This is a genomic window from Staphylococcus caeli, from assembly GCF_900097965.1.
GTDB classification, from domain to species: Bacteria; Bacillota; Bacilli; order Staphylococcales; family Staphylococcaceae; genus Staphylococcus; species Staphylococcus caeli.
In genome coordinates this window covers 322,692-334,257 of record NZ_FMPG01000002.1, presented here as the reverse complement: position 1 = coordinate 334,257, position 11,566 = coordinate 322,692, and the positions used below count along the sequence as shown (strand labels likewise).

General features: G+C 33.2%; 11 protein-coding genes. 6 read left to right on the top strand and 5 right to left on the bottom strand.

What is annotated here, in order from left to right:
• The first annotated feature begins 11 nt into the window (after positions 1-11).
• The 3 genes from BJS11_RS04445 to BJS11_RS04435 all read left to right on the top strand — a co-directional run bounded on the left by BJS11_RS04445 (position 12) and on the right by BJS11_RS04435 (position 2,642).
• Positions 12-1,184 carry a DUF418 domain-containing protein gene (locus BJS11_RS04445; RefSeq protein WP_069995454.1) on the top strand — a complete coding sequence of 391 codons (1,173 nt, stop codon included), beginning with the start codon at positions 12-14 and terminating at the stop codon, positions 1,182-1,184.
• Between the two features lie 12 nt (positions 1,185-1,196).
• The gene (locus BJS11_RS04440; RefSeq protein WP_069995455.1) at positions 1,197-1,451 is read left to right on the top strand and encodes a hypothetical protein; all 255 of its coding nucleotides are present in this window, start codon (positions 1,197-1,199) and stop codon (positions 1,449-1,451) included.
• A gap of 114 nt (positions 1,452-1,565) precedes the next feature.
• Positions 1,566-2,642 carry a YkvI family membrane protein gene (locus tag BJS11_RS04435; protein ID WP_180365215.1) on the top strand — a complete coding sequence of 359 codons (1,077 nt, stop codon included), beginning with the start codon at positions 1,566-1,568 and terminating at the stop codon, positions 2,640-2,642.
• Positions 2,643-2,740: 98 nt separating this feature from the next.
• Here the strand turns inward: BJS11_RS04435 and BJS11_RS04430 are convergent, their stop codons facing one another.
• From BJS11_RS04430 to BJS11_RS04415, 4 genes are read right to left on the bottom strand one after another with little or no spacing between them, the layout of a single operon-like run.
• Positions 2,741-3,376: an ABC-2 transporter permease gene (locus BJS11_RS04430; protein ID WP_069995456.1), complete on the bottom strand. Its 636-nt coding sequence runs from the start codon at positions 3,374-3,376 to the stop codon at positions 2,741-2,743.
• The gene (locus BJS11_RS04425) at positions 3,376-4,218 is read right to left on the bottom strand and encodes an ABC transporter ATP-binding protein (protein ID WP_069995457.1); all 843 of its coding nucleotides are present in this window, start codon (positions 4,216-4,218) and stop codon (positions 3,376-3,378) included. Before BJS11_RS04425 ends, BJS11_RS04430 begins: the two co-directional genes overlap by 1 nt.
• Positions 4,219-4,244: 26 nt before the next feature.
• The gene (locus BJS11_RS04420; RefSeq protein WP_069995458.1) at positions 4,245-4,973 is read right to left on the bottom strand and encodes a DUF3169 family protein; all 729 of its coding nucleotides are present in this window, start codon (positions 4,971-4,973) and stop codon (positions 4,245-4,247) included.
• Positions 4,970-5,173 carry a helix-turn-helix transcriptional regulator gene (locus BJS11_RS04415; RefSeq protein WP_069995459.1) on the bottom strand — a complete coding sequence of 68 codons (204 nt, stop codon included), beginning with the start codon at positions 5,171-5,173 and terminating at the stop codon, positions 4,970-4,972. Before BJS11_RS04415 ends, BJS11_RS04420 begins: the two co-directional genes overlap by 4 nt.
• A gap of 401 nt (positions 5,174-5,574) precedes the next feature.
• Here BJS11_RS04415 and BJS11_RS04410 point away from each other — a divergent pair, with 401 nt between their 5' ends.
• The 3 genes from BJS11_RS04410 (at position 5,575) to BJS11_RS04400 (ending at position 9,882) form a co-directional block, all read left to right on the top strand.
• Positions 5,575-7,032 (top strand): poly-gamma-glutamate hydrolase family protein, encoded by a 1,458-nt coding sequence (locus tag BJS11_RS04410; RefSeq protein ID WP_069995460.1) that lies wholly within the window; start codon positions 5,575-5,577, stop codon positions 7,030-7,032.
• A 156-nt stretch (positions 7,033-7,188) separates the two neighbouring features.
• A complete protein-coding gene (locus BJS11_RS04405; protein WP_069995461.1) occupies positions 7,189-7,929 on the top strand; it encodes a hypothetical protein in 741 nt (246 codons plus the stop codon).
• Positions 7,930-8,175: 246 nt separating this feature from the next.
• Positions 8,176-9,882, top strand: coding sequence for an ABC-ATPase domain-containing protein (locus tag BJS11_RS04400; protein WP_069995462.1), 1,707 nt, complete (start codon positions 8,176-8,178; stop codon positions 9,880-9,882).
• A gap of 95 nt (positions 9,883-9,977) precedes the next feature.
• On the opposite strand, the gene BJS11_RS04395 is transcribed toward BJS11_RS04400, so the two are convergent.
• Positions 9,978-11,558: a bifunctional metallophosphatase/5'-nucleotidase gene (locus BJS11_RS04395; protein ID WP_069995463.1), complete on the bottom strand. Its 1,581-nt coding sequence runs from the start codon at positions 11,556-11,558 to the stop codon at positions 9,978-9,980.
• Positions 11,559-11,566: the final 8 nt, after the last annotated feature.

Genomic DNA, 11,566 nt, shown 5'->3' with positions numbered 1-11,566 from the left:
AGGTGATAACCATGAAAAGGGTACATGTAGTTGATGCACTTAGAGGGTTCAGTCTTTTAGGAATCTTTTTAGCTAATTTATTGATATTTCATTTTAGTTTATCTGGAAAAGAATACCTAGATATTTTTCATATTAGCAGTTGGAATTACTTATTTATAAATATTGTGAAAGTTGGAATAGAGAACAGTTTTTTACCTATTTTTGCTATATTATTTGGGTTCTCAATGGATAAACTGTATCAATCAATGAAAGTGAAAAAATATAAAATGAAACGACTCAAATTATTGTTTCGTGCATTCTTTCTTATTTTAATTGGAATAGTGCATGGAATGTTCATATGGGAAGGTGATATTTTATTCACATATGGTTTGGCTATGATTCCATTAATTTTATTCATATCATTTGGTGAAAAATTTTATAAAATAGTTGTTTTCATTATACTTTCATTGGCTATTGTTTTTAGCGTTAGCGGTATTTTTGATAATAGTAATATGAGTGTTAATACTAGCACATTTAAAGAAGAAGTTAAGCAAAATGTACAACTAATGCAGACTGGTAATTATGAGGAAATTCATTTTAATTTAGACGATTCATTAGATCCTAAATTTAAGAGCTTAAAAGAAAAATTTGGTGCAAGTGCACCCCCATTTATTTTTATGTTAGCATTGTTATTTCCTCTATCTCTTTTTGCGATAGGTGTTTATTTTTCAAAATCAGGTTGGTTCACTAAAAGTGAATTAACTTTTTGGGGGAATAAAATATTTATATATCTTATACCAGTGAGTTTATTAGTTAAATCATTAGTCTTAATTTATCCACAAAGTAATACATATACATCACTAAGTTTAATTTTTGATATTACATTATCAATGGGCTACATAGTTTTGTTTAAAGTGTTATATAAAAGATATGAAAACAGAATTATCTTTAAAGGTTTTGAAAGTATAGGAAAAGTGTCTTTATCAATGTATATCATGCAAAGTGTCATAGGAACATTAATATATTATGGATATGGTTTAGGTTTAATAGGCAAAGATTTATTTTCTCTAGGCTTCATAAGCTTTATAATAATTTATTTTATACAATGTTATATCGCTAGTATATATTTGAAACATTTTAGATATGGCCCATTAGAATATCTGTTGCGAGTAGTCACTTATACGAAAATCAATAGTAAAAAATAAGGAGGCAATAACATGGAAATTTTAAAGATATTTTTACCTACGCTTGTTTATGTAGTGCTTTTAGCAATTCAATATTTTTTATCAAGAACTGGTAATAAAATATTAGGCTTAATTATTCCTATAGGTTTAGTCATAGGAGTAGGTTATTTATATGTTACAGATAAAATCGGTTTGGGGTTAGTTCCGACAATAATATTAACTTGTATTGGACTAATATTCTTATATGGACAATGGGACAGTGCACAGAAAGATAAAGCTGCTAAATAACAATAAAAGTGATGTAAACTGCAATTATGCTTTGCACAATTAAAGTAAAATTACAAAAGATGTATGTTAAACTGATTATTGTGAAACACATAATTTTTGAGGGGTGTTTACATCATGTTGAGTAAAGATAATAAAGCATCGATTGGAATTGCACTTGCATATCTTAGCTTTATTGTGGGCGCAGGGTTCACTACTGGACAAGAATTATTACAGTTTTTCGTGAATCATGGTAATTATGCATATCTTGCGGCAATTATTACGGGGATTATTGTTACATTTGGGACACGTCAAATTTCAAAATTAGGATATCGTGTAGATGCTGCATCATATGATATTTCGTTACATAATTTATTCGGTCAGATTATGGGGAAAATTATAGACTTCTTAATTATCTTTTTCCTTTTTGGTTTAACTGTCGTCATGGTTGCAGGTGGCGGTTCAGCACTTAACCAAGGTTTTAACATACCTATGTGGATAGGGTCACTGGCAATAGTGGTACTGCTATTCATTGTGCTCCAGCTTAAATTTGATAAGATATTAACAGTTTTGGGTGCAGTGACACCGTTCTTAGTAATTGCAGTGTTAATTATTGCAGGTACGAATATTTTGAATCCAACGATTCCATTTTCTGAAGTACAACAACACGTTGAACCTTCTAAATCATCAAGTCCATTTTGGTGGTGGGATGCAATGATTTATGGTGGTCTAATTATTGGTAATAGCTTTAGTTTTTTAACAATTGTTGGTAATGATGCACATAGTCATAAGACTGCCGGCAGAGGGGCGTACTTTGGTGGTTTTGCTTTTAGTGCATTATTATTAATTATGGTAGCAGGTTTAATGGCAAATATTGAAAATGCAAACAAGGTGGATATTCCAACTTTAATATTAGCGAATGATATACATCCAATGATTGGTATTTTAATGTCAGTAGTTATGTTTGGTGTCATTTTTAATAGTTGTATTGGAATGTTATATCCATTTTTAAATAGATTTACAAAACCTGGATCTAAATCTTATGTATTGCTTTTATCGATTACGTTGATTTTAGCATATATATTAAGTTTTGTAGGCTTTGTTGACCTAGTTAACTTTGTATTTAAAGTGGTTGGTTACATCGGTTTATTCATCACGGCAGCACTCTTTATTAGATGGATACAGAACAAATTCACGAAGAAAAAGCTATTATAGTGGGAAAATACTGAAATAAAAGTACAAAAATAAGGGAGCTATATGAGAAATTAGTTATAAAACTTTGATTTCCGTATAGCTCCCATTTATTTTAAAACCTATAATTCTTGTTTGCTGAAAATACGCATGGATGCAATGTATGAAATTGTTAAGAATAATAGACCAACGACTGCATAAATACCAACAAATATGAAAGTGAGTCCCATACTAGATGCGTCTAATGATGACACTGAAGAACCTAAATTTGTGAAAATTACACCATAAAAGACTATGAAAAACAGAGCGATTACGATGATAGACGTTGTTATAAGAATAACGTTAGAGTTTTCAGGCCCAAATTTAAAAGTTAGTGGAAACATCATCGCATAAGTTCCAGCGCCACCAATGCCAACCAATATAGCTGTCACAGTCATCGCAAGGTCTTGAGTGACAAGTGATACGGATACAGTACCTAGTATTAAACCGATAAAAATCAGCATTCCATAAAAAGCGAAATAACCGTTTACATAGGCTTTTCTACCACTTGGTAAAGTAGAAATATAGTACATCCATTTGGAATCTTTTTCATGTTTGATATTATCTGTGACTGGTGAAATAAGGAAAATCATAGGTAAAAAACATGCCATAGTTGGATTCACAAATGAAAAAGCGATACTGGCAAAAATTGCGACTACAAGATACGTATAAAGTGATTTTTTGGTAGTATAAAAGCTACTCAATATTAAACCTTTCATTAGTGTTCACCTCTCATAATTAATTTTGTAGCGTCATCAATGCTATCTAGAGTACGTGCACCAGCTACTGCTTCACGTTGATTAACCAGTGTGACTCTCATATCTTTACGAGATCTTGATGCAACAATAATGTCATTAGGAACGTTAAATTCGGCTTCAGGTTGTTCTAAAATACCGTAATGGTCTAACAAATATTGTTTATCTTCTTCGAGGATGATTTGTCCATTTTTCATAAAAATGAGTTTAGTTGCCAATTGTTCAATATCTTCAGAAATGTGTGATGAAATTAAAATACCGTTTCCTTCAGCAACATAATCTTCAAGTATCTCTGCGACTTCCTCACGTCCAGAGGCATCCATACCAGCAGTTGCTTCATCTAGGATAAGCACCTTACTATCGTGACCTAACGCAATGGAAAGTGCAGCCTTCATGCGCATACCTCGAGAAAATGACTTGATTTCATTTTGGGTAGGTAACTCAAATCCTTTGATAAGTGAAAAGAATTTGTCAGAATCCCATGTATTATAAATATTAGAGAAAATTTTATTGATTTCATTAATTGTAAGTTTATTAGGCACACGTAAATCGTCAAATACAACACCAATATGTTCCTTGAATGTATTGTCTTTATCAGAAATGGCATCTCCGAAATATACAATTTCTCCAGAATCCTTAAAACGATTACCAACTAATGTGTTAAATAGTGTGGATTTTCCAGAACCATTTTTACCAATCACACCGATAACGTCACCTGAATTAAGTGTGAGTGAGATATTAGAAAGATGAAAGTCTGATTTTTTATATGATTTATTGATATTTTGTACTTTTAATAACTGTTCCATAATTGCCCCACTTTCAAAAATTTATTTTATTTATAGAATTTGCGTACTTTCAATGTGTATCCGAATGCATTGTATATGAAAAGAATGATTAATATGAATAGGCCGGCAGATTGATTGATGCCAGTGCTAAGTGAGAATAAACCTAGTATAATGCCACCAATCATAATGATAGCTAAATTATAGCGATATATTTTAAACATAGACACGAGTGTGATATGTCGTTCACCTTCATCCATTATAGCTAGGATCTTTTCGGTATACTGTTCTTCACCTTGTTTTGGATATCTTGAATCAAATTTGCGTACAAAAAAGCCAGTCATTATTGATGGAATTATAGTAATCATGTATGGAATAATTGAAAATAAAATTGCATCGTCAGAACTATGCGTGAGAATAATTATTAACATAGTCAATAAGCTCACTGAAATTTGAAAATAGCATATTAAATCTGAACTTATGAATTTTAAATTGGCCTTTTTTTCATAGTGGTCTGCTTGTTGTTCATCGAGTACTTGTTCCGTTTGATGTTTATAATTAATTGCCTGTTGCTGTACTTTATATAGCACTAAAGTCAATACTACATTTATGACTGAAGCGATGACGCAAAGTATGATTGGACCATTAAAAGAAAGTGCAATATGCGATAGTACATCGGTGTATCGAGAAACATTATCAAAAGCGCCAATCAGTGCACCAATAATGCCACCAATAATTCCTCCTAATACTAGAAGTAGTAAATAACGTCCTACTTTCATAAATCAGTCTCCTCTACAATAAAGATATGTTCTACGGGTTCATTAAATATGCGTGCGATTTTAACTGCAGTTAATATGGAAGGCATGAAATCATTACGCTCAATTAAAGAAATGGTTTGTCGAGAGACACCAGCTTTCTTAGCTAGTTGCGTTTGATTGTAGCCATCACGAGCACGTAATTCTTTAACGCGATTTCGCAAATGGTATCAACTCCTTGCATACAATATATAATATATATGTCATTTTGACAACCATATTAGTCAAAATGATAAACATATGTGTCTTTATTGAATAAAGAATTTTATTATAAAAGCTATGGGAATGAGTGTTTATGACAAAGTTGGATTTTAGAAAAATATAGGTAAGAAACCTTAATAGTAATAATTAGAAGCATGCTGTTGCTTAAAAATGAGGGTAGTATATGTAATTAAATAGAGATTGATTGAAAGGAAAATAGAGATATTTAATTAAGCTTTCATGACAAATTAGTGTAGTATTTTACTGCTGTTTAAATCTTTAGTAAAAGATTATTTGAATGATTGCGTTAACAAAAATATTGTGTATTATTAAAATCATAGTTGAATTTTTAAGGGGAAATGAAATGAAATTGAATAAATATGTCCGCGCTTTATCAAATAAAAAAGCGGCATTGGGAATTGTAACAACAGTCATTGGGATGAGCTCTATTATATTAACTAGTGGACAAGCACATGCAAGTACGGTTTCAACTAACACACACACTGTAACTAAGACACCAAAAACGAATACATCAACTAATAAAACGACATTAAAAAGTGTGAGTACTACGACGGTTAAGGCTAAATCAATTCAGCCAACGATTACAACCAAATCAACAGCCAAAGCTAAGGCGATAACAACTAAAGCACCCACAACTTCTAAAACTGTGCCTGCTAAATCGACAAGTGCAGTGAAGAAGTCGACAACAACACCGGCAAAACCGACAACAACACCGAAGAAATCGACAACGTCAGTGAAGCAGCCGACAACGACGAAACCGACAACAACAGTGAAGAAACCGAGCACGACGTCGAAGAAACCAACAACATCAGTGAAGAAACCAAGTACAACGACGGCAAAACTGACAACAACAGTGAAGAAACCGAGCACAACAGCTAAGAAACCAACAGCGTCAGTGAAAAAACCGAGCACAACAGCTAAGAAACCGACAACGTTAGTGAAGCAGCCGAGCACAACAACAACGAAACCCACAACAATAGTGAAGGAACCTAGTACAACGACGGCGAAATCAACAGCGTCAATTGTACCAACAGAACCAAGAGAACCAACGAAATCAAGTGAAGTACAAAAAGGAACAGAACCTACAAATGAAGCTAGCACGCATGCTCAACAACCAATAACAGTACCAGCAATCACGAATCCTGCTCTAGATATGCCAGTTGAAACAGGTAAACCAGACTATTATAAATCAATGACAGATTTATATAATGATACTAAAGAAGGTACAGATTGGAAAAAAGATACACGTAATTCGGGCAGTCGCGTACTGATTGTAGCACCACACGGCGGAAATATTGAACAGGGTACCTCAGAGTTAACAAAATTAGTTGCTGATGATGGGAATTATGATTATTTTTCTTTTGAAGCTATCCGACCGTCTAATAATACACAATTACACGTGACATCTACACATTACGACGATGAGACATTACATGAAATGATAGAAGATCGTACTGCAACGATTTCAATACATGGTGCTCAGGGAGATGAACCAATCGTATATTTAGGTGGTCCTAAATCTCCACTAAGAGATGCGATTCAAAGCCAATTAGAAAGTAAAGGTTTTGTCGTAAAAGTACCTCCAGAATATCTCGGTGGCGCAAATAGTAATAATTTTATTAATAAAGTAGATGGCAGTACAGGTGTTCAATTAGAGTTAACAACGGCTTTAAGAAAAGCTTTCTTTAAAGATGGAAACTCAAGCACAGCTGCACGTAAAAATACAGATAATTGGACAACAACGATGTATGATTTTGCAGCAGCGCTAAATGATGCAATTAAAAGTGTATATCCGGTATAGTTTTATTTTTTGAAAAGTATCAGTCTCTAGAAGATTGGTATTTTTTAATTTATTAATCCATCATCTTTAACTCATACTTCTAATAAATGTACTTCACATTAATTTTTGATATATTTATATTGAAAGTATTAAATGAAATTAAAAGGAGGGGTGGACATGGAAAATAATTTAACAGATTTGATTGAAATATTTAATCAGTCACTAACAGAAACATTAATTAATGATGAATACCTTGCAGAAAAAATCATTGAACACATTCAAAAGGATATAACAGATGAGGAAAAATTACAGTTTGAAAATGTTTTAAATAATCAATGGGATACTGAATTATTTACATTGTCTGACATAAAATCCTTTAAAACATTGAAGGATAATAACTTGATACATAAAATAAGTGACTATTATTATTTTATTAGTCCAACGTTGTTTAATGCGTATAATAAACTAGAATTGAATAGTAAATATGAAGACCTTCCGTTGCTTGGATTTTATGAGAAAATTGAAATAGAGAGAGCGATGAAAATTGAAAATAAAAGAGACCTCTTTAATGATACAACACTGATTGAAGCTATGGAAATTTATGAAGTAGAAGATCTAAAGGTGATATGTAGAAATTATGGTATTAGAGGTTTTTCAAATAAGAACAAACAAGAATTAATTTCACTAATCAATAAACATTTTTTTGCAGATGATCGTATTATAAATGAAATACTAGTAGATAGTATTTCAGCTCAAATGTTAAAGGAATTAGTAATAGCGGAGCGTAATAGTATTGTTGATGTTGGAGGGTTTCGTAGAGGAAGCCTGCCATTTATTATGATTGATTATGCATATCATACACCAAGTATTATTTACATACCGGCTGATGTGAAACATTTTATAAAAGATAAAATATAAGTGATTATTTATATGGAATAATAATGTGGATTCATATTTATAGTTTGACGATGCTATAGATAAATCATGTAACAAAATAATACAAGGTCACTTCACTAAATTATAAATACTTTATTTCCTACTGAATTTTTGTGTTTATATTATGACTCCAAGTCATTCTTTAAGTTGTACGCGTTATATTTGTTGTTTTATAGTGGGCAATTGAATAAATAATTATAAATCAAAGTCATTCTAGGAGGCGTTTTATTGAAACAGGCTACAGATTTGGCACAACTTTTAAAATCTTTAGATGGTCAGAAATATGGGGCGTACAAAAGGCTAAAGGGTGAGTATCAATTTGAACAATTTCGTCTTGCAATTGATCATGCACAAGTGGATCCGTATGCACCACCTTCTAAAATGAGAATAATCATGAAGCGTGATACTTCAAATATTCCAAACAACTTCTTAGATTCAAAAGAAAAAGTCATTGCAGTATCTGATTTTTTAACACGAGCTTTTAAAGAAAAAATTGAGTCCTATAAACATAGCGGCAAGTATTCTAAAAATACGAGAAATATTTCTATTGATCATTGTGGTCAAGAAATGCTAGAACGAACTGCGGTTGTAATCAATAAGCAAGATATAGAAGTTCGAGTAGAAATTGGATTACCGGCTGCTGGTAGGAAAATTTTAGGAAAAGTTGCTGCTAATATATTAATAGAAATGTTACCTAAAATAGTGGAAGAGGCACTATTGTATAAAAATATTGACCAAGTTGGACTTGAGCAGCAAGTTACTTTAATGTTAGATCAAGTTTATATTCGTGAAGCGCTTGAGCATAAACAACTAGTATCATTTGTTGCGAATGGTTCGATACTACCTCGTAAAAGTGGTGTTTCAGATAAACAATTATCAGGAGCCGTAGCGTTTCAAAGTCCGAAAAGTGTAGAGGTTACATTGTCACTTCCAAGTGGTAAAACAATTTCAGGTATGGGTGTGCCCAAAGGTGTTACGTTAATTGTCGGCGGTGGTTTTCACGGGAAATCAACCATACTTGAGGCATTAGAACGTGGTGTATATAATCATATCGTTGGTGATGGTAGAGAATATGTTATTACTTGTCATGATGCAATGAAAATACGTGCGGAAGATGGTCGTAATATTGAGAAGGTGGATATTAGTCCATTTATCAATAATTTACCAGGAAATAAAGATACACATCAATTTTCAACTGAAAATGCGAGTGGTAGTACGTCACAAGCGACAAATGTTATGGAAGCGCTAGAAGCTCATACGTCGTTATTACTCATCGATGAAGATACGTCTGCGACAAATTTCATGATTCGTGATAGCCGTATGCAACAGTTGATTGCACCTGAAAAGGAACCAATTACGCCTTTTGCAAGTAAAGTTAGCGCACTTTATAAAGATTATGATGTTTCTACAATATTAATCGTTGGTGGTTCTGGAGATTACTTTGAAGCGGCAGATCATGTGTTAATGATGGATGAATACGTGCTCAAGGATGTTACAGAAAATGCTAAATCTATTGCACGTGCAGATGATAGTCAGAGTAATATGAAGACAAATCAGACATTCGGTGTATTGCCGTCTCGAATACCTTTAAAATCTAGTTTTGCTAAAAAAGGGAAGGATGCGCGTTTTAAAGTAAAAGGTCAATTTTCGATTTTATATGGAAAAGAACTTATTGATATTTCAGGTTTAGAACAACTTGTTGATCATAGTCAGACACAATGTTTGGCGGAAATGTTGGACTATTATCAACAAAATTTATTGAATGAGAACGATACATTATTTGAAGCTACAAACAAATTGTATGATATTGTTGAAAAACAAGGATTAGACGCAATTTCATCGTTTAAAGGGCATCCGGGAAATCTCGCGTTACCGAGAAAACAGGAGTTTTGTGCAACGTTGAGTCGTTACCGTGGATTAAAAGTAAAAAAATAAGTATAAACATAAAGACATCAATTTTCGACTTTCATCGAAGATTTGATGTCTTTTTAATATTGCAGGATGTCTTCTTTCCAGAAAATTGTCCAAGTTTATTTCAGTACTTTGAAATCTGTAACATTAGGCACATTGACATCTGGATGTTGTGCTAAGTAATCAATAATAAGTTGTGCGCCCTCTACCTGAATGTCTTTGACGATTTTGTCGGAACTGAACATTGTATAACCGCCTCCACCAACGGCACGATAGTTATTAAGTACAATAGTGTAAGTAGCGGACATGTCCATAGGTTCGCCCTTAAACAAGATGTTTTTAACACGATCACCAACGGGCGCATTTACATGAATTTCATAATAAATACCACCATACATATCATAATTAAAATGTTGTGGTTTTGGTTTGATTGAAGTAGGACTGACAATCACTTCGCCATTTTCAAAATCGAAATAAGCGGCAGATTTTTCAATAGATGCCTTTATTTCATGGCCGGTCATAGCTAATACATTAAACGTATTAGGGAATGGATAGTTGTTAATCACATCTCGCATTGTCACAGTTCTATCGAAACCAGTGGCTGTGTCAAATAATGCTGTGCTTGAAATATCTGCCCCCGATGCTTCTAATAAAATATAATTCAATAAATTGATAAACGGGTGAGGCTGCTTGCGTGCTTCAAAATGGTCATCAATACACATTGGTTGGTTTAATGTAGCAATTTTCGTATCTAACCAATTTTCGACATCACTTTCTAATGATTTTTGCACATCTGTTAAAATTAATGGATGTTTGCCAGTTACAGGCAGTAATTCGCTTTTTGCATGACGGACAACATGCTTATTTGTAGCATGATGAGCGCCAACTTTGTCCATGTTAGACACAGATGATTCGGTGATATCTAAAGTAATCTTACCGACATGTTGACCTTTTGTACCTGGTTGTATGACAGGTATACCGTTTATCACTTCGGCAATGGTTTGGTGTTGATGACCAGTAATGAGTACATCGATGCCTTCAAATTCAGTGAGTAAGTCATAGCCTTCATTTTCTCCAGTGAGTAATTCAGTTGAAGCGCCTGTGTGAATATCTTTTTCAAAACCACCATGATAACAGACTACAACGATATCAGCTTGCTGTCTGACTTTAGGTAGTACACGTTGTAATCCTTGTTTTGCACTTTCAAAGGTAAGATTTTTAATATGTTGTGGTTGTTCCCAATTGGGTATAAATTGTGTGGTTAAGCCAATAACACCAATTTGTACGCCGGCTTTTTTGATATATGTGACGCCTTCACCTGTAAAAGGTTGGTCATTTATTAAAATATTTTCACAAAGCACGGGATAATTCAATTGTTGCAAAGTATCTTTTAGATAACGCATACCGAAATTGAATTCATGATTGCCAATGATTCCCACATCAAACCCCATATCGTTATAAATGTCGGTAAGTGGTTGACTACTATTTAAATGTGACGACAAGAATGAACAGAATGGAGAGCCTTGTAAGAAATCACCATTGTCTATTAATAAAGTGTGGTCATGTTGCAAGCGGTCTAGATCTATTGTTTGTTTCGCTTGCAATAGTCCCATAGGTAATGACTGGTGTGCTTGTTGATAGTCTGTTGGAAAAATATAGCCATGTACATCGCTAACGACATAGAATACGAGCTCAGTCATATGGGCCT

Excerpts from the sequence above, each read along its gene's own strand:
- BJS11_RS04405 (WP_069995461.1), top strand. The coding sequence starts at position 7,189 with ATGGAAAATAATTTAACAGATTTGATTGAAATATTTAATCAGTCACTA.
- BJS11_RS04425 (WP_069995457.1), bottom strand. The coding sequence starts at position 4,218 with ATGGAACAGTTATTAAAAGTACAAAATATCAATAAATCATATAAAAAA.
- BJS11_RS04410 (WP_069995460.1), top strand. The coding sequence starts at position 5,575 with ATGAAATTGAATAAATATGTCCGCGCTTTATCAAATAAAAAAGCGGCA.
- BJS11_RS04435 (WP_180365215.1), top strand. The coding sequence starts at position 1,566 with ATGTTGAGTAAAGATAATAAAGCATCGATTGGAATTGCACTTGCATAT.
- BJS11_RS04430 (WP_069995456.1), bottom strand. The coding sequence starts at position 3,376 with ATGAAAGGTTTAATATTGAGTAGCTTTTATACTACCAAAAAATCACTT.
- BJS11_RS04420 (WP_069995458.1), bottom strand. The coding sequence starts at position 4,973 with ATGAAAGTAGGACGTTATTTACTACTTCTAGTATTAGGAGGAATTATT.
- BJS11_RS04440 (WP_069995455.1), top strand. The coding sequence starts at position 1,197 with ATGGAAATTTTAAAGATATTTTTACCTACGCTTGTTTATGTAGTGCTT.
- BJS11_RS04445 (WP_069995454.1), top strand. The coding sequence starts at position 12 with ATGAAAAGGGTACATGTAGTTGATGCACTTAGAGGGTTCAGTCTTTTA.
- BJS11_RS04395 (WP_069995463.1), bottom strand. The coding sequence starts at position 11,558 with ATGACTGAGCTCGTATTCTATGTCGTTAGCGATGTACATGGCTATATT.